An 18,344-nucleotide genomic window follows, 5' to 3' on the forward strand; every position below is an offset into this window, starting at 1 on the left:
GTTTTGCATTAATGGTGTTTCCAGTCCGGGCCGCGATCGTCGCGGTGGTCATCGTGGTGATGGTCATCGTGACGATCGTCGTGTTTACGATGCTCATCATGTGGACGCCAGTGGTTATCACGCCAGTCATAATGCGCCTTCCACCAGTCGTGGTCGCGCCAGCGGCCGCCGTCCCAGTAATGCCCGTTATTATCCTGGTCGCCAATCTGCAGTTTTACCGCAGGTACGAGAGTAATTTCAGATGCCTGAACCGCCATGGGGGCGGCCAGCATCAGTGAAAGCGCGATGAGTGCAGGTTTCAGTTTAGACACAGGTGACTCCTTATTCTTCTTGCCCAACGTGGGCCGATGTAAGGAGAGTACGCGAGGGGAACGGGGGATGTTATTCTCTGCAACCCTAAACGCTAAGTGACCGCATTTATTGGGAATTTCTGCTTTTTTCCTGCTTTTTTCCTCCTTAATTTCTCCATAAAAAAAGCCGGGTGGCGGCTTCGCCTTACCCGGCCTACGATTAGGTCATCGTGGTCGTTGTAGGCCCGGTAAGGCGTAGCCGCCACCGGGCAACACATTCACGCACGCGTCATCATCAGCTTACGCAGCGCGGCAAAATCTGCGGGCAGCTCATGTGACAGCAGCGGCAGGTCGGCGCGCTCGGCCAGCTCTTTCGGCAGCGGCAGCGTTTCGCCCAGGATCGCTTCTACGCTCTCTTTGAACTTTGCCGGATGCGCGGTGCCCAGGAACAGGCCATATTCACCCGGGTTCAGCTGGTCGCGCAGCGCGCGGTAGGCAATCGCCGCGTGCGGTTCAGAGGTATACCCCACCGTTTTCATCTCGCGCATCGTCTCTTTGGTGGTTTCATCCGTCACCGCAGCGTAGCCCAGATCGCCCAGACGCCAGATCTTACGGCGGAACAGCTCTTCCACGCGCGGCCAGTTGTTCGGCTGTGACACATCCATCGCGTTGGAGAGCGTCGCCTGCGTGGCGTTCGGCGCCCACTTCCCGTCTTTCAGGAAGCGCGGCACGGTGTCGTTGGCGTTGGTCGCAGCGATAAAGCGTTTCACCGGCAGACCCAGGGATTTCGCCAGCAGACCCGCCGTCAGGTCACCGAAGTTACCGCTCGGCACGGAGATCACCAGCTGGTTGCGCGCTTCCTGCGGCAGTTGCGCCACCGCTTCGAAGTAGTAGCAGATCTGCGCCAGCAGACGGCTGATGTTGATGGAGTTAGCAGAGTTCAGACCCAGGGCCACCTTCAGCTCTTCGTCGTCGAAGGCCTGCTTCACCAGCGCCTGGCAGGCATCGAAATCGCCGTCAATTGCCACGGTTTCAATGTTGCCGCCGAGCGTACAGAACAGTTTTTCCTGCAGCGGGCTGATTTTGCCTTTCGGATAGAGGATCACCACGCGGACGTTTTTCAGGCCGTAGAACGCATGCGCCACCGCCGCACCGGTATCCCCGGAGGTCGCGGTCAGAATGGTCACCGGTTTGTCGCCGCTGATGTGGGTCAGCATCTGGGCCATAAAACGGCCGCCGAAGTCTTTAAACGCCAGAGTCGGGCCGTGGAACAGCTCCAGGCAGCCAACGTCAGGCTCAACCTGCTTCACCGGCGCCGGGAAAGCGAACGCCGCACGCACGCGCTCTTCCAGCAGCTCCTGCGGAATTTCGTCGCCGATAAACGCAGACAGAATTTTGGTGCTGCGGGTGACGAAGTCCTGTTTCAGCAGCTCGTCGATGTCGGTCAGCTGGAATTCCGGCAGGTCATGCGGGAAGAACAGCCCCTGGTTTTTGCCCAGCCCCTGAGTTACCGCCTGCGCGAAGCTGACCTGCTCGTTATGATCTTTAAGGTTATAGAGTTTCATTAATTATCCCAGTACTCGTGCGCCAGCCGTGTCCAGACGGCAAATATGAACAAAGCCTTCCTGATTTTGCAGGTAGTGTTTAGAGAGCCAGTCCGCCACGCGCTGCGCGGTGTCAGGCTTGTCGCACAGGGCGAACAGCGTCGGGCCGGAGCCGGAGATGCCGCACGCCTGCGCGCCGATATCCATCGATGCCTGTCGCGCCTCGTTAAAGCCAGGCAGCAGCTTCGTGCGGTACGGCTCGGCAATGACGTCCTTCATCAGCTTCGCCGCCAGCTGCGGCTGACGGGTGTAGCAGGCATGAATAAAGCCCGCCAGATGACGCCCGTGGGCGATACAGTCCTGACGACGATACTGCGCAGGCAGGATCGCACGCGCTTCCGCGGTAGAGACCTTAATGCCCGGATAGGCCAGCACCCACAGCCACTCATCAAACCCTGGCACCTGCTGGCTGATGATGCCATTTTCTTCGATCATCAGCTGCATGCCGCCGAGAAAGCACGGCGCCACGTTGTCATAGTGAATGCTGCCGGAGATGCGCCCTTCCAGCTCGCCCATCAATCCCAGCAGGCGGTTGTTGTTCAGCGGCTTGCCGCAGTGCTCGTTCATCGCCACCAGCGCGGCGACCACCGAACAGGCGCTGGAACCCAGTCCCGAGCCAATCGGCATGCTTTTTTCCAGCGTCATGGCGACCGGCACGTTTTTGCCGATCTCCTGACAGAAGCGTTCCCAGCACTGATAGACGATATTCTCGCGCGGGTCGGACGGCAGTTTGCTGGCGAAGCGGCCCACGTTATTCAGGCTGAAGCTGTCTGCCGCTTCCACCGTAACCGTATCGCCCAGCAGCGAACCATCCACCGGCGTCACCGCCGCACCCAGCACGTCAAATCCGACGCTCATATTCGCGCTGGAAGCCGGGGCATAAACTTTGACCATGTTAAACTCCTAACTTCCATGACAGGGTACGCAGCAGATCGGCAAACACACCCGCCGCCGTAACATCGTTCCCTGCGCCATAGCCGCGAAGCACCAGCGGCAGTGGCTGATAATAGTGGCTGTAAAACGCGAGGGCGTTTTCGCCGTTTTTGACTTTGTACAGCGGGTCGTTGCCATCCACTTCGGCAATCTTCACCCGGCACACGCCATCTTCTTCAATGTTGCCAACATAGCGCAATACCTTACCTTCATCACGGGCTTTCGCAACGCGAGCGGCAAAAGCATCGTCAAGCTGCGGCAAATTTGCCATGAATGCAGCGACATCACCGCTGCTGTCAAATTCTGCCGGCAGCACGGGTTCAATCACGATATCCGAAAGCTCAAGCTCACGGCCCGTTTCACGGGCGAGGATCAATAACTTTCGCGCCACGTCCATACCGGAAAGGTCGTCACGCGGGTCCGGCTCGGTATAGCCCAGCTCGCGCGCGGCGCGGGTGGCTTCCGACAGGCTCATCCCTTCATCCAGCTTGCCGAAGATAAACGACAGCGAGCCGGAGAGAATGCCGGAGAAACGCTGCAGTTCGTCGCCCGCGTTCAGCAGGTTTTGCAGGTTCTCGATAACCGGCAGCCCCGCGCCCACGTTGGTGTCGTACAGGAACTTGCGGCGCGACTTGCTCGCCGCCAGACGCAGCTGGTGATAGTAATCCATCGACGAGGTGTTGGCCTTTTTGTTCGGCGTCACCACGTGGAACCCTTCGCGCAGGAAGTCGGCGTACTGGTCGGCCACCGCCTGGTTAGAGGTACAGTCGACGATCACCGGGTTAAGCAGATGATACTCTTTCACCAGGCGGATCAGGCGGCCCAGGTTGAACGGCTCTTTCGCCTCGTTCATCTCGGCCTGCCAGTTTTCAAGGTTCAGACCGTGAACGTTAGTCAGCAACGCTCTGGAGTTGGCAACCCCGCAGACGCGCAGATCGATATGTTTCTTCTTCAGCCACTCCTGCTGACGCTTCACCTGCTCCAGCAGCGCGCCGCCCACCCCGCCGACGCCAATCAGGAACAGCTCGATAACCTGATCGGTGTTGAACAGCATCTGGTGAACCACGCGTACGCCGGTGGTGGCGTCATCGTTGTCCACGACAACAGAAATTGAACGCTCTGACGAGCCCTGGGCAATCGCCACGATATTGATATTGGCACGCGCCAGCGCGGCAAAGAACTTGGCGGAGATACCGCGCAGCGTGCGCATGCCGTCGCCGACCACGGAGATGATCGCCAGGCGTTCCTGAATGGCGAGCGGCTCCAGCAGCTCTTCTTTCAGCTCCAGATAGAACTCTTCCTCCAGCGCGCGGCGGGCGCGCAGGCAATCGGCCTGCGGCACGCAGAAGCTGATGCTGTATTCGGAAGAAGACTGGGTAATCAGCACCACCGAGATACCGTTGCGGGACATAGCAGCAAAGACGCGCGCCGCCATGCCGACCATCCCCTTCATCCCCGGACCGGAGACGCTGAACATCGCCATGTTGTTGAGGTTGGAGATGCCTTTGACCGGCAAACCGTCCTCATCGGTACTCGCGCCAATCAGCGTACCCGGCGCCTGCGGGTTACCGGTGTTTTTAATCAGGCAAGGGATCTGGAACTGGGCAATCGGGGAGATGGTACGCGGGTGAAGCACTTTGGCGCCGAAGTAGGAAAGCTCCATCGCCTCCTGGTACGACATCGACTTCAGCAGCCTGGCGTCCGGAACCTGGCGCGGGTCGCAGGTATAAACGCCGTCGACGTCGGTCCAGATCTCACAACAGTCCGCGCGTAAACAGGCGGCCAGCACGGCGGCGGAGTAGTCGGAGCCGTTACGGCCCAGCACCACCAGCTCGCCCTTCTCGTTACCGGCGGTGAAGCCTGCCATCAGGATCATGTGGTCAGCGGGAATTTTGCTCGCGGCGATACGGCGGGTTGATTCGGCAATATCAACGGTGGATTCGAGGTAGTGGCCCACCGCCAGCAGTTTTTCAACCGGGTCAATTACGGTCACGCTATGGCCGCGCGCTTCCAGCACGCCCGCCATGATGGCGATTGAGAGTTTTTCGCCCCGGCAAATCAGCGCCGCGTTGATGCTGTCCGGGCACTGGCCGAGGAGGCTGATGCCGTGCAGGACGTGTTTGATTTGCGCGAATTCCTGCTCAACGAAGGACTTCAGCTGAGCGTGCGGGAAGCCAGGCAGCGCCTCTGCCAGCCCTTGCAGTAAGTCAGCGAAGATACGCTCTGCGTCGCTGATGTTCGGGAGTGCATCCTGGCCACCGATGGTTTTTTCAATCATCGCCACCAGATGGTTCGTGATTTTTGCCGGGGCAGAGAGCACGGTTGCAACCTGCCCCTGCCTGGCGTTGCTTTCCAGGATATCGGCAACACGCAGAAAACGTTCTGCATTTGCCACTGATGTACCGCCGAACTTCAACACTCGCATGGTTCTACCTCGTTTCCTTTAGCCGAAAAAAAAGCCCGCACTGTCTAGGTGCGGGCTTTTTTTTGTTTTTCCTGTACGCGTCAGCCCGCATCGTTACCTGTGGTAATGATGATGGTTGTAGTAATGGTGGTGATGCTGATGCGTTTCATGGATGTTGTGTACTCTGTAATTATTATCTGTCTGTGCTGTATTCTTTTAGGGTTAAAGGATCGGGCACCTTAAGTCAACGAATTTTTAATTTGATCACAATTCGGGAGACTCTCACGTCCCGCTGCTTGCAGATTTATTTTCATCCGATTCGCCCAAGCGCAACCCTTCTGGACAGACTTATTCGCCATAGTGAAAACTTATGGCAGTGTTTTACTCGGCCAGTTTTTTTTCAATATCGTGCAGCAAACGGTGCAGCATTGCGGTGTCCCGCTGCTCAAGACGCCCCAAACGCTGCTGCAGCCAGTCAGCCATTTTTTGATCGTCCGCCACCCCCAGCTGAGATAACAGCTGCTCGACGCGTGCCCGCAGCGCAGCCAGCTGATTTTCATTTGCCCCTTCTGCCGGAGGCTGGGGGATTTGTATTAGGGAGGCTAATTGATAGCAGTAGACCATGACCGCCTGGCCTAAATTCAGGGAGGGGTAATCGGCTACCATCGGCGCACCGGTAAGAACGTCCGCTAGCTCCAGCTCTTCGTTGGTTAATCCGGAATCTTCACGACCAAACACCAGCGCGGCCTTCTCCAGCCACTGGCTTTTCTCGCTCAGCATCGGCACCAGCTCCGCTGGCGTGGCATAATAATGGAACTTCGCACGGCTACGCGCGGTGGTCGCAACGGTAAACGAAATGTCGTGCAGCGCATCAGCAAGCGTAGCGTAAGTGGTTATATTATCTAGGATATCGCCCGATCCGTGCGCAACCCAACGAGCCGCAGGCTCCAGGTGGGCCGTGCTGTCCACGATACGTAAATCGGTGAACCCCATAGTCTTCATGGCACGCGCGGCAGCGCCTATATTTTCGGCTCTGGCTGGGGCAACCAGTACAATCGACAGATGCATTTATGCTCTCTTTTTAATCAGTTAGCGGGTAAAAATGTGATGCACTTCAACATATTACGCAGCGCGAATTTACAAAATTGCAACACAAATCACCGAAATAGCGTTTCATAATAAATTAAAAACGCTAAACTATTCCTTGTCTGAACAATCAGTTAGAATGTTAACAGAACACTATTATCCCTATGTTTTATAATGATAATAGCAACATGAATACCCTATTCTGATTGGATTCGCTTCGTTTATAAATCAATGTCCGCAACTAGTTGGTTTATTGAAAAATTGTGACAAAGGCTAGCATTCCGCTACGATGATTTCATCAAACTGTTAACGTGCTACAATTGAACTTGATATATGTCAACGAAGCGTAGTTTTATTGGGTGTCTGGTGTCACTTAGCCTGTTATGTTGCTGTTAAAATGGTTAGGATGACAGCCGTTTTTGACACTGTCGGGTCCAAAGGGAAAGTACCCAAGACCAAGCTAATGATGTTGTTGACGTTGATGGAAAGTGCATCAAGAACGCAATTACGTACTTTAGTCACGTTAAGCCGATCATGTTAATTTGCGACATGCATCAGGCAGGTCAGGGACTTTTGTACTTCCTGTTTCGATTTAGTTGGCAATTTAGGTAGCAAACATGCAGACCCCGCACATTCTTATCGTTGAAGACGAGTTGGTAACACGCAACACGTTAAAGAGCATTTTCGAAGCAGAAGGCTACGATGTCTTTGAAGCGACCGATGGCGCAGAGATGCATCAGATCCTTTCTGAAAATGATATCAACCTGGTGATCATGGATATTAACCTGCCGGGCAAAAACGGTCTTCTTCTGGCGCGCGAACTGCGCGAGCAGGCGAACGTCGCGTTAATGTTCCTGACGGGCCGTGATAACGAAGTTGATAAAATTCTTGGCCTGGAAATCGGTGCGGATGACTACATCACCAAGCCGTTCAATCCTCGCGAGTTAACCATTCGTGCACGCAACCTGCTGTCCCGCACCATGAACCTGGGTACGGTCAGCGAAGAGCGTCGTAGCGTAGACAGCTACAAATTCAACGGCTGGGAACTTGATATCAATAGCCGTTCGCTGATTAGCCCGAACGGTGAGCAGTATAAACTGCCGCGCAGTGAATTCCGCGCGATGCTGCACTTCTGCGAAAACCCGGGCAAAATTCAGTCCCGTGCAGAGCTGCTGAAGAAAATGACCGGCCGTGAGCTGAAACCGCACGACCGTACCGTAGACGTGACCATTCGTCGTATTCGTAAGCATTTCGAATCTACGCCAGATACGCCGGAAATCATCGCCACGATCCACGGTGAAGGGTATCGTTTCTGTGGCGATCTGCAGGAGTAATCCCGCAGTTAACGCATTAAAAAACGGCGCATTTGCGCCGTTTTTTTTATTTCCAGATCCGCATCGTATCGTCATCCGGTGCTGCGGGTGGCTGAGGTCGCTTCGGCTGAGAGAGCGAGTACCAGTCGAAATGCCGGGTCAGGTACATCACGGCGAACAGCGCCAGCGCGAGAACCGCTGACCCCAGCAGCAGCGCGCTGTCCTCCGATCGCAGCAGGAACCACATCACCACATCCAGCCCGAGCAGCGCCAGCACAAACAGCCCGCTGCGCTTCCAGCTTTTCAGCACGGCCTGCAGGTACATTCCGTTCATCGCTGCGCCAACCAGGCTTGCAACAACCCAGGCTGGCGTAAACCCGACGTGTTCAGACAGCGCCAGCAGCACCAGATAGAACAGGACCAGCGACAGCCCCACCAGCAGATACTGCATCGGGTGAAGGCGTAATCCGGTTAAGGTTTCGAAGACGAAGAAGGCCATAAACGTCAGCGCAATCAGCAAAATGGCGTACTTGATCGCACGGTCAGTCAGCTGATACTGATCGGCGGGCGTGGCTACCGTGACGCTAAAGGCCGGGAGCGCCTCCCACTCCGGCGACTCCTTGTCGTAGAACCAGCTCTCAAGGTTATTCGCAAACCAGCTGCTCTGCCAGTTCGCCTGGAAACCAGACTCACCTATCTGATGCTTAACAGGGAGATAATCGCCCATAAAACCCGGATGCGGCCAGTTGCTGTTGAGCGTCATTTCGCTATTACGCCCTACCGGCACCACCGCAAAACTGCCGGTTCCTGCCAGGCTGAGGGACATCTCAAGCGCAAACGTTTTGGCTTCCAGCGCTTTGTCGGTCAGCGGGATGTGGATCCCAGCAAGCGCCCCGTAGACGCCTGAGCCGGGTTCCACGCTTAGCGTCTCACCATTGATTTTAGAGATACTGACCGTGCCAATACCCCGCGCATCGCCAACGCCCGTCACGATAAACGGCTGCCCTATCGCGATCGTTTCCCCTTTCAGCTGCTTCAGCTCTTCGGTATTAAACTGCGCTTTTATCTTCAGGTCAGTGTTCCAGATTTGCCCGTCGTAGATGCCAATATTGCGGGACTCCACGCGCTGGTTTCCTTCCACAACCAGAGATTCCGGCAGAATGAAATGCATATAGCTTTTCTTGTATTCGACCTTCTTCTCGTCCTCTATCTTGTAAAAGATCTCCGTCATCGGAATCGCAATCATCGGGCCGACCAGCTTTTGCGGCCCGCTGGTGCTCTGGCGTAGCGTATTTTCAACATCGTTGCGGTAGCTCTCCCGCTCTGATATCAGGTTACTGACCATAAAAAGCGGGACTAACAGCAGCAGGATGCACCCCAGCAGGGTGCTTACTTTCCAGAACAGGGGGGATTTCATCATTACGTCTCCTTTGTGATGAGGAGAGCGTAACCAGGCCGTGTGGGGTCAGTTTGAAGTTATGTGAAGAGACGGTGAAGCGTCAGCGTGGCCATCACGCCGCCTTCATCACGATTACGCAATGTAATCTCTCCCTGATGCAGACGCGCCACCTCCTGGACAAACGCCAGCCCGAGTCCGCTGCTCTTCAACCCGTTCTCGCGCGGCAGGGAATAGAAGCGTTCAAAAATACGCTCCAGCGCGTAATCCGGGATCCCGCTTCCGCTGTCGGCGACGAGAATCTTTATCTGCCCCTGCTCTTCCCTGGCCGCCAGTTCAATAGCGCCACCCTGCGGCGAAAAATCGATAGCGTTATCCAGCAAGTTACCGAGCGCCTGTTCGAGCAGGTCGGGATCGCCTTCAACATGAAGCGAAGCGGGCTGGAGGGTCAGCCCAATCTCTTTTGCCGCCAGCAGCGCCGAGCGGGCGTCGGCAAGACGCGTAAACAGCAGATCGACGCGGACGGTCTGAGGCGTAATCTCGACCCGATTTTCAAGCCGCGCCTGGGTGAGCAGTTTTTCAACCAGCGACTGCATGCGCGCGTTTTGCACCAGAATATTATCGATAAACCGCGCGGCCACCTGCGGCGGCGGCTGCTCGGCGAGAATTTCTGCCGCGCCGCGTATGGCGGCGATGGGGCTTTTCAGCTCGTGGGTCAGCGCATGGACATAGTGTTCAATGTAGTTTTTCCCTTCCAGGCGAATGCGCATATTCTCCAGCGCCAGGGCCAGCTTGTGCAGTTCACTGCTGCCAGGATTAGGCAGCGGGAGAGGCGTATCCGTGGTCACCGAGTCGGCATAGCGCGATAACGTCGCGATAGATCGATTGATCCACCATGCCACAACGAGGCCAATTAGCAGGGCAATGCCGAGCAGCGCCCCGCCTGCCCACAGGATCCGCCGCTCGCTGCGATGGATAACCGGTGCCATCGCGCTGTTAGGTTTCCCGACCGACAGCACGCCGATAATCTTGCCCTGATCCACAACCGGCGCAGCAACATACATCACCGTGCTCTCCGGATCGTCAGGATGGCTCTGGGTACTGCGCGCGCCGTATTCGCCGCGAAGCGTCAGCCAGACGTCGTTCCAGCGCGAGTAATCTTGCCCCACGGCCAGACCGGCGGAATCAAACACGACGCGACCCTGCGCATCGGTCATGTAGACGTGGTACTCGTTACGCACTTTATGAATCCCGCCGATATTGGCGCGGAAGGGGCGCTGATGAAGCTGAGAAAAGGCCTGCGCCAGTTTACCCTGCTGCGCATGGCCCGAAAGCAAATCATCACGCCCAATTTCAGCCAGCAGGGTCGCGGTATCGATTAATGTGCCCTCGGTTGCCCTGCGCACGCCGGGCTTTACTTCCTGAACAAAGATCGACAGCACAAACCACGCGGCGATTGCCACGATCAGGAAGTACCCCAGCAATAGCCGCATCCCAATGCGCATCAGTAAAGGCCCAGACTGTAGCCCATACCGCGATGGGTGCTGATGGGTGAGAGTTCCTCGTTCACCGCCCGCAGCTTGGCGCGCAGGGTTTTGATGTGGGTGTCCACGGTACGATCGAAGCTGTCGCCGTCTTCACCCCATACCTTGTCCATGAGCTGCTGACGAGAAAAGACCCGCCCGGGGGACTGCAACAAGGTTTTGAGCAGCAAGAATTCGTAGCGGGTCAGGGGCAGTGCTTCACCGCACCAGCTAATTCGCGCGGCAGGCTCGTTCAGTTCAAACTGCCCGATACGCAACGTTTCTGATGGTGCGGCGGATTTCTGCATGCGCCGTAAAATCGTCCGCACCCGGGCGCAGACTTCACGAGGTGAGAAAGGTTTCGCAACGTAGTCATCAGCGCCCATTTCCAGGCCAAGCAGCTTGTCTACCTCATCACTGCGCGCCGTCAGAAACAGCACGGGCAGTGAGGGATGCTGCGCCAGCAGCTGGCGGCAAAGCTCAAATCCACTGATGTCCGGCAGCCCGACGTCCAGAATGGCGAGCGCCGGAGCCTGCCGCCGCGCCGCCTCCAGCACGGGTAAACCGCGCTCAAACGCCTTTACTGCGAATCCTTCCTGCTGAAGCATGTAGATCAGCGTATCGGCGATACTGGTTTCGTCTTCAACCAGCCAGACCACAGGTTGTTGCATGGTTCATCCCTGAATTAATGCCACGGCATAATCGGCACCGCGCTGATGGCGTTTTTCGGCGAGCCTTCCACCACTTTGTCAGAGTAGGCAAGGTACGCCAGGGTGTTGCGTTTGGCATCATAGAAACGCACCACCTGAAGTTTTTTAAACACCAGCGAGGTCCGTTTCTGGAATACCACGTCGCCCTGCGCTTTACCGTTTTTAATTTTATCGCTCAACTCAACCGGCCCCACCTGCTGACAGGAAATCGCCGCATCGGAGGTATCTTCCGCCAGCCCCAGCCCGCCTTTGATACCGCCCGTTTTCGCGCGGCTGACGTAGCAGGTGACGTTTTTCACGTCCGGATCGTCAAACGCCTCCACCACGATTTTGTGGTCAGGGCCGAACATTTTGAACACGGTATCGACGGAGCCAATCTGTTCTGCCTGCGCCGCGCGCCCGACCACAAGCATCAGCGCGGTGAAGATCAAAGTCTTGTATTTCATATTGTTACCATTCTTTAAAATTACACTGAGCGATTATTCAACACTTTAGACAAAAATGTAGCAAGATCACAGGATTAGAATATATCTGCCTGTAATGTGCTCTAAAAAGCATGAATGCGCAAAAAAAACACTGAATGCTAAAACATCAAAAAATGCTATTATCCGCTAACCTGTTATCAGGCACCTGCTGTTTTAAGGATGAGGATAGTATATGGATCAGGCTGGAATTATTCGCGACCTGCTCACCTGGCTGGAAGGTCATCTCGACCAGCCTTTGTCACTGGATAATGTGGCGGCTAAAGCAGGCTATTCCAAGTGGCATCTGCAAAGGATGTTCAAGGATGTCACCGGTCATGCTATCGGGGCCTATATTCGCGCACGTCGTTTATCAAAATCTGCGGTGGCTTTGCGCCTGACCGCGCGGCCGATTCTGGATATTGCCTTGCAGTATCGTTTCGATTCACAGCAGACCTTCACCCGCGCCTTTAAAAAACAGTTCTCGTTGACGCCAGCGCTTTATCGTCGCTCGCCTGACTGGAGCTCGTTTGGCATGCGTCCGCCGCTGCGTCTGGGTGAGTTCGCGATGCCGAAATATGAAATTGTCGCGCTGCCGGAAACCCATCTGATCGGCACAACCCAGAGCTACTCCTGTTCACTGGAGCAGATTTCTGAGTTCCGTCATCAGATGCGCGTCCAGTTCTGGCGCGACTTCCTGAGCCACGCACCGGCGATCCCGCCGATCCTGTATGGCCTCAACGAAACGCACCCAAGCCAGGAAAAAGACGACGAGCAGGAGGTGTTCTACACCACCGCGCTGACGCCAGAGATGGCGAATGGGTATATTCAGGGTTCGAAGCCTGTCGTGCTGGAAGGCGGCGAATACGTGATGTTCGCCTATGAAGGGCTGGGAACGGGGGTTCAGGAATTTATCCTGACCGTTTACGGAACCTGCATGCCGATGCTGAATCTGAATCGCCGTAAAGGTCAGGACATTGAGCGCTACTACCCGGCGCAGGATGCCAAACCGGAAGAAGGCCCAATCAATCTGCGTATGGAATTCTTGATTCCGATACGTCGTTAACGCTGCAGTTCGTCAAGCGCAGGGGCATCGAGATGCGAAATGTCCCCTGCCATCTCCACTACCCAGCCCGACGCCAGCCACGCGCTTTCCTGATAATCAATTCGGGAAATGGAGCAGTTGCGCAGACGCAAACGGCGCTCAGCGTAAGCCGGTAATCCCAGAATAGTGCTCACCAGGCAGCCCAACGCAATCCCGTGACTCACCAGCAGCGGACGGCTTCCCGCCGGAAGCTTCAGGCATTCCGCCAGTGCGGCATGCATGCGTACGCTAAGCTCCTGCATGGATTCGCCTTCAGGAATACGGCCATCTTCGGTACCGTTCACCAGCGTGCGGCGCCAGCCCTCCTCCGCTTCCGTCAGCGTATCGATATGGCGTTTTTCCAGCACGCCCATATCCAGCTCGCGCAGGCGCGGCTCCAGCATGACGTCACAGCCGCAGGCATCTGCGATGATGCGCGCCGTCTGCTGTGTGCGACCAAGATCGCTGGTGATAACGTGCGTAATGCCCAGCGTTCTGGCGCGTTCCGCCACCTGCCACGCTTGCTGCACACCCTTCTCAGTGAGAGGACTGTCTGACTGGCCTTGAATACGTCGCTCGGCGTTCCACTGCGTTTCACCGTGGCGAACAAGGTATACCTGTAACATGCTTTTTTTCCGTTATACTGCGATGAGTTTTTTTTGAATCGAGCTTAATTATGCACCATGTTGTCTCTGCTACCACTAATCCTGCCAAAATTCAGGCAATTCTAAGGGCATTTGACGAGATCTTCGGCGCAGGATCCTGCCATATTGAGGCTATCGGCGTCGAGAGCGGCGTTCCTGAACAGCCGTTTGGCAGCGAGGAAACGCGCGCTGGCGCACGAAATCGCGTGGCAAACGCTAAGGCCGCGGCCCCGAATGCCGACTTTTGGGTAGCGATTGAAGCAGGTATCGACGAAGGCGCAACCTTTAGCTGGGTGGTCATCGAAAGCCGCGAGCAGCGCGGTGAAGCGCGTTCGGCCACCCTGCCGCTGCCGGAGATCATTCTGGAAAAAGTCCGTGCGGGTGAAGCGCTCGGGCCGGTGATGTCGCAGTACACCGGCATTGATGAGATTGGTCGTAAAGAAGGGGCGATTGGCGTCTTTACCGCAGGTGCGCTGACGCGTTCAGGCGTTTACCACCAGGCGGTGATTCTGGCGTTAAGCCCGTTCCATAACGCGATTTATCGGTAAGTTTCCAGGCCGGATAAGGCGTAGCCGTCATCCGGCGTTTTTCAGCAATACCGCTTCCAGCCACTGGCGCAGCTCAACCGGTGCCGACTTCAGGCTGTTCGAGCCGCGGGTGATCGTTGCGATACCCGCGCCGAGCTCATTTTTCAGCTCGCGCTGGCTCATCTCGCCGCGCAGCAGCTCTTCAATGATCCGCACGCGCGTGCCCAGCGCCTCACGCTCGTCCGGCGTGAGCATCAGCTGCATAAGGGGCAAGTGCAAATCCTGCTCGTAAGACTGGCGAAGCAGCTCCACAAAACGAAGCCACTCCTGATGACGTTGTTCGGCCATTGCCGAGGAATACGGGGAATGCTGGGTCATGTTATGCTGCCTCTTGTACTCATTAGCGAGTACAGCATAACACAACCCACGCCGATCAGTAACGTCTCTGCCACTCGGCATCGCTCATCAGGGTATCTTTCTGCCCCATGAAGTAGCGATAGTAGGCGTCATAGGCCAGCACGTTCTTCACGTAGCCGCGCGTTTCCGAGAACGGTATGCTCTCGACAAACGCTACGGCGTCGATGCGTCCGGCGCTGTTGCCGAGCCAGGTACGCACGCGTCCAGGCCCCGCGTTATACGCCGCCGAAGAGAAGATGCGGTTATTGCCGAACTGCTGATACACGTACTGGAGATAGCTGGTACCGATGTTGATGTTGGTATCCGGATCCAGGAGCTGTGACGGGCTGCTGTACCCAGGGATATTAAACATCTTCACCGTGTGCGTCGCCGTGCCCGGCATGATCTGCATCAGGCCGCTGGCGCCCACCGGGGATCGCACTTTCGGGTTCCAGGCGCTCTCCTGGCGGGCGATCGCCATCGCGTAGCTTTGCGGGATATCTTTGCCGCTGGTATAGCGATCGAAAAGATCTTTATACGCCAGCGGGAAACGCTCTTCCAGATGATCCCAGAGCTTGCCGGCGATCGTCGCCTGCACGCTGAGATCCCACCAGTGATTATCAAACGCATAGCGGGCAAGCTGGGCTTTCTCATCGGTGGTACGGCTGGTCACCAGATTCGCCCACTCGCTGCGCGCGGTGTTATCCATATTCCAGTACATCAGCTCGCGAACGCGCGCCATTTCTGGCCCCTGCGTCAGCGCCGGGTTTGCGTTAGCGGGCGCTTTATCAATGCGGAAGGTGTACTCCTCGCCCAGACGCTGCGCGGCGGCCATCGGGTAAAACCCGCGCTGCTGCATCAGCGTATGGAGGATCTCTTTGGCTTCATCATCACGACCGCGCTCCATCAGCAGATCGGCCTGCCAGTAGCGCCATTCGTCTTTCTCTTTGGCCTCCATTGGCAACCGCGCGAGCCAGGTATTCAGCCCACGGCGATCGCCCGTCCCCAGCGCCATGCGCACGCGGCGTTCCACCAGCGACGTGGAGTTCGAACGCATAATGGCATCGTCACGCCAGCGCGCCTGTTCATCGGTCACATCGGTGCCCATCAGTCGCCACGCCACGATGTCGCGCAGCTCCTGGGTTTGCTCCTCATTGAGCTGCTGTGCCTGCACCAGCTGCGGGATCATCAGGCGCGCGTTTTCCACATCGTCACGCGCCACGCTGGTAAAGGCCACCGCCGCCATCTGGCGGGTAAAATCGGTCGCGCCCGTACTGCGGGCAAAGGTCAGCACGCTGTTCGGATCGTTTGCCAGCGAGATAACCGCCGTGGAGATCGTCTGGTAATCGGACGGCATCTGCCCCGCCAGCGTGGTCACCAGACGCGTGTTACCGGCTTTCATCGCCAGACGGATGCGCTCAAGGTAAGACAGCGGATCCTGCTTGCCGGAAGCACGCCACGCGCTAAACAGGGAATCACAGGCGTTCGGCTGGTTTTTTCCGGTCAGCCAGAGCTCTTTCGCTCCGGCCCAGGCCTCTTCCTGCTGGCCGGTCGCCCATTTTGCGTAGTAATAGTTACACTGGGCTTCGGTGGCGTTCGGCTTCTCAGGGCTAAACGCCAGCAGGCCGCGCCAGTCCTCGCGACGCGCCAGCTCATTCACAAAACGAGACTGGAGATTTCGGGCTGGCGGCAGGGTTGGGTTCGCCTGAATGAAGTTATTCACGGTGACGGTGGGTTGGTTCATCAGATCGTCGGTTATCTGGCGATACTCCAGATACGGATACAGCGGATAATCCTTTAGCGTCGGCATCAGCGCCTGCACGGTATCCATCTGCTTGTTGTCCCACGCCTGTTTAATCTGGGCGTAGCGGTTACGTTGTTCATCCAGTGAATCGGCATGCACCGCCTGGCTTACCGCCATTACGCATACGCTGGCAGCCAGCAGACGCCAGACCACCCGTTTGGCTTTTTCCACAAGCTCTTCCTCATTGTTTTTTCGTCAATTGCAGCGTCTTGCCACGTCAAAGTCTAATTAACTTATGCTAACCAGGCATCCTTCAACGCGCCACGTCATGGACACTTTTTTACCTTTCTTGCGCGTTTTAACACTCCCGACGTTCCTGGCTGGGATTAGGACGTGAAAAAGGCTACACTTCGAGGCTGAAATTCCTTCTCATTACGATAAAAGAGGCGAAGTCCAACGTGGCTCAATTCGTTTATACCATGCATCGTGTCGGCAAAGTTGTCCCGCCGAAACGTCATATTCTTAAAAATATCTCGCTGAGCTTCTTCCCGGGCGCAAAAATCGGTGTTCTGGGTCTCAACGGTGCCGGTAAGTCCACCCTGCTGCGCATCATGGCCGGCATTGATACAGACATCGAAGGTGAAGCCCGTCCGCAGCCTGGCATCAAGATTGGTTACCTGCCGCAGGAACCTCAGCTGAACCCGGAACACACCGTTCGCGAATCCGTTGAAGAAGCGGTTTCCGAAGTGGTTAACGCGCTGAAAGGTCTGGATGAAGTGTATGCCAAATACGCCGAGCCGGATGCGGACTTCGACAAGCTGGCCGCGCAGCAGGGCAAGTATGAAGAGATCATCCAGGCGTACGACGGTCACAACCTGAACGTGCAGCTGGAGCGCGCGGCTGATGCCCTGCGTCTGCCGGACTGGGATGCGAAAATCGCTAACCTCTCCGGTGGTGAACGCCGCCGCGTGGCGCTGTGCCGCCTGCTGCTGGAAAAACCAGACATGCTGCTGCTCGACGAACCGACTAACCACCTGGATGCAGAATCCGTGGCGTGGCTGGAGCGCTTCCTGCACGACTTCGAAGGCACCGTTGTGGCGATTACCCACGACCGTTACTTCCTCGACAACGTCGCTGGCTGGATCCTGGAGCTGGACCGCGGCGAAGGTATTCCGTGGGAAGGCAACTACTCCTCATGGCTGGAGCAGAAAGATCAGCGTCTGGCGCAGGAAGCTTCTCAGGAAGCGGCGCGTCGTAAGTCTATCGAGAAAGAGCTTGAGTGGGTTCGTCAGGGCGCGAAAGGCCGTCAGTCTAAGGGCAAAGCCCGTCTCGCACGCTTTGAAGAGCTTAACAATACCGAATACCAGAAACGTAACGAAACCAACGAACTGTTTATTCCACCTGGAGCACGTCTGGGGGATAAAGTGGTTGAAGTTACCAACCTGCGTAAGTCCTACGGCGACCGTCTGCTGATCGACGACCTGACCTTCTCCGTACCGAAAGGCGCTATCGTTGGCATCATCGGTCCGAACGGCGCGGGTAAATCGACCCTGTTCCGCATGATGTCCGGTCAGGAACAGCCTGACAGCGGCTCTATCACCCTGGGTGAAACCGTGAAGCTGGCCTCCGTTGACCAGTTCCGTGACGCAATGGATAACAGCAAAACCGTGTGGGAAGAAGTCTCCGGCGGTCTGGATATCATGCGTATCGGCAACACCGAGATGCCAAGCCGCGCCTATGTTGGCCGCTTTAACTTCAAAGGCACCGACCAGGGCAAACGCGTGGGCGAACTGTCCGGCGGCGAGCGCGGTCGTCTGCACCTGGCGAAGCTGCTGCAGGTTGGCGGTAACGTTCTGCTGCTCGATGAACCAACAAACGACCTGGACATTGAAACCCTGCGCGCGCTGGAAAACGCCCTGCTGGAGTTCCCGGGCTGCGCGATGGTTATCTCGCACGACCGCTGGTTCCTGGACCGTATCGCGACCCACATCCTGGACTACCAGGACGAAGGTAAGGTGGAGTTCTTCGAAGGTAACTTCACCGAATACGAAGAGTACAAGAAACGCACGCTGGGCGCCGACGCGCTGGAGCCGAAGCGTATTAAGTACAAGCGTATTGCGAAATAAAAGCAAAACGGCAACTTCGGTTGCCGTTTTTTATGTTTGTACCCTCTCCCACGGGAGAGGGCCAGGGTGAGGGCATCAGGCCGCACACTTTGTAGGCCGGGTA

Annotated in this window: 18 protein-coding genes and 1 other annotated feature; of the genes, 4 read left to right on the forward strand and 14 right to left on the reverse strand. The window is 56.5% G+C overall.

Going from position 1 to position 18,344, the window contains the following annotated elements; all coding sequences use genetic code 11:
* Positions 1-8: 8 nt before the first annotated feature.
* From BJ885_RS17165 to yjjY, 7 genes are all read right to left on the reverse strand, one after another.
* Positions 9-311 carry a DUF2502 domain-containing protein gene (locus BJ885_RS17165; RefSeq protein WP_121932469.1) on the reverse strand — a complete coding sequence of 101 codons (303 nt, stop codon included), beginning with the start codon at positions 309-311 and terminating at the stop codon, positions 9-11.
* Between the two features lie 257 nt (positions 312-568).
* On the reverse strand, positions 569-1,855 hold the full coding sequence (gene thrC / locus BJ885_RS17170) for a threonine synthase (protein ID WP_121932468.1): 1,287 nt from the start codon (positions 1,853-1,855) through the stop codon (positions 569-571).
* 3 nt (positions 1,856-1,858) lie between these two features.
* Positions 1,859-2,788 carry a homoserine kinase gene (gene thrB / locus BJ885_RS17175; RefSeq protein WP_023310337.1) on the reverse strand — a complete coding sequence of 310 codons (930 nt, stop codon included), beginning with the start codon at positions 2,786-2,788 and terminating at the stop codon, positions 1,859-1,861.
* A gap of 1 nt (position 2,789) precedes the next feature.
* Positions 2,790-5,252, reverse strand: a complete 2,463-nt coding sequence (gene thrA / locus BJ885_RS17180) for a bifunctional aspartate kinase/homoserine dehydrogenase I (protein ID WP_121932467.1) — start codon at positions 5,250-5,252, stop codon at positions 2,790-2,792.
* A gap of 24 nt (positions 5,253-5,276) precedes the next feature.
* Positions 5,277-5,394 (reverse strand) — a sequence feature (Thr leader region).
* A complete protein-coding gene (thrL, locus tag BJ885_RS17185) occupies positions 5,333-5,401 on the reverse strand; it encodes a thr operon leader peptide (RefSeq protein ID WP_015572623.1) in 69 nt (22 codons plus the stop codon). It overlaps the preceding feature by 62 nt.
* A gap of 211 nt (positions 5,402-5,612) precedes the next feature.
* On the reverse strand, positions 5,613-6,299 hold the full coding sequence (locus BJ885_RS17190) for a tRNA/rRNA methyltransferase (RefSeq protein ID WP_032660775.1): 687 nt from the start codon (positions 6,297-6,299) through the stop codon (positions 5,613-5,615).
* 399 nt (positions 6,300-6,698) lie between these two features.
* Positions 6,699-6,839, reverse strand: coding sequence for a protein YjjY (gene yjjY, locus BJ885_RS17195; protein ID WP_085928893.1), 141 nt, complete (start codon positions 6,837-6,839; stop codon positions 6,699-6,701).
* A 95-nt stretch (positions 6,840-6,934) separates the two neighbouring features.
* Between yjjY and arcA the strand changes: the two genes are divergently transcribed.
* Positions 6,935-7,651: a two-component system response regulator ArcA gene (arcA, locus tag BJ885_RS17200; RefSeq protein ID WP_003856501.1), complete on the forward strand. Its 717-nt coding sequence runs from the start codon at positions 6,935-6,937 to the stop codon at positions 7,649-7,651.
* Positions 7,652-7,697: 46 nt separating this feature from the next.
* Here arcA and creD read toward each other — a convergent pair whose 3' ends face one another.
* Genes creD through creA form a run of 4 tightly spaced genes read right to left on the reverse strand, consistent with a single transcriptional unit; the run spans position 7,698 to position 11,705 of the window.
* On the reverse strand, positions 7,698-9,050 hold the full coding sequence (creD, locus tag BJ885_RS17205; RefSeq protein WP_121932466.1) for a cell envelope integrity protein CreD: 1,353 nt from the start codon (positions 9,048-9,050) through the stop codon (positions 7,698-7,700).
* A gap of 56 nt (positions 9,051-9,106) precedes the next feature.
* Positions 9,107-10,531, reverse strand: a complete 1,425-nt coding sequence (creC, locus tag BJ885_RS17210; protein ID WP_121932465.1) for a two-component system sensor histidine kinase CreC — start codon at positions 10,529-10,531, stop codon at positions 9,107-9,109.
* On the reverse strand, positions 10,531-11,220 hold the full coding sequence (creB, locus tag BJ885_RS17215) for a two-component system response regulator CreB (RefSeq protein ID WP_121932464.1): 690 nt from the start codon (positions 11,218-11,220) through the stop codon (positions 10,531-10,533). Before creB ends, creC begins: the two co-directional genes overlap by 1 nt.
* Positions 11,221-11,234: 14 nt before the next feature.
* Complete coding sequence (gene creA, locus BJ885_RS17220) at positions 11,235-11,705, reverse strand: protein CreA (protein WP_029740851.1); 471 nt, start codon at positions 11,703-11,705, stop codon at positions 11,235-11,237.
* 211 nt (positions 11,706-11,916) lie between these two features.
* Here creA and robA point away from each other — a divergent pair, with 211 nt between their 5' ends.
* Complete coding sequence (robA, locus tag BJ885_RS17225; protein ID WP_029740850.1) at positions 11,917-12,786, forward strand: MDR efflux pump AcrAB transcriptional activator RobA; 870 nt, start codon at positions 11,917-11,919, stop codon at positions 12,784-12,786.
* On the opposite strand, the gene gpmB is transcribed toward robA, so the two are convergent.
* The gene (gene gpmB / locus BJ885_RS17230) at positions 12,783-13,430 is read right to left on the reverse strand and encodes a 2,3-diphosphoglycerate-dependent phosphoglycerate mutase GpmB (RefSeq protein WP_023310332.1); all 648 of its coding nucleotides are present in this window, start codon (positions 13,428-13,430) and stop codon (positions 12,783-12,785) included. The two genes, robA and gpmB, sit on opposite strands and share 4 nt — an antisense overlap.
* Positions 13,431-13,480: 50 nt before the next feature.
* On the opposite strand from gpmB, the gene yjjX reads away from it, so the two are divergent.
* Positions 13,481-13,996: an inosine/xanthosine triphosphatase gene (yjjX, locus tag BJ885_RS17235; protein WP_023334447.1), complete on the forward strand. Its 516-nt coding sequence runs from the start codon at positions 13,481-13,483 to the stop codon at positions 13,994-13,996.
* A 27-nt stretch (positions 13,997-14,023) separates the two neighbouring features.
* Here yjjX and trpR read toward each other — a convergent pair whose 3' ends face one another.
* A complete protein-coding gene (gene trpR, locus BJ885_RS17240) occupies positions 14,024-14,353 on the reverse strand; it encodes a trp operon repressor (RefSeq protein WP_010427104.1) in 330 nt (109 codons plus the stop codon).
* A 55-nt stretch (positions 14,354-14,408) separates the two neighbouring features.
* A complete protein-coding gene (gene sltY / locus BJ885_RS17245; RefSeq protein ID WP_121932463.1) occupies positions 14,409-16,346 on the reverse strand; it encodes a murein transglycosylase in 1,938 nt (645 codons plus the stop codon).
* A gap of 227 nt (positions 16,347-16,573) precedes the next feature.
* Here sltY and ettA point away from each other — a divergent pair, with 227 nt between their 5' ends.
* Positions 16,574-18,241 carry an energy-dependent translational throttle protein EttA gene (gene ettA / locus BJ885_RS17250; protein WP_047651594.1) on the forward strand — a complete coding sequence of 556 codons (1,668 nt, stop codon included), beginning with the start codon at positions 16,574-16,576 and terminating at the stop codon, positions 18,239-18,241.
* Positions 18,242-18,344: the final 103 nt, after the last annotated feature.

The sequence above is a fragment of the Enterobacter sp. WP_7_1 genome, assembly GCF_003688535.1.
GTDB classification, from domain to species: domain Bacteria; phylum Pseudomonadota; class Gammaproteobacteria; order Enterobacterales; family Enterobacteriaceae; genus Enterobacter; species Enterobacter asburiae.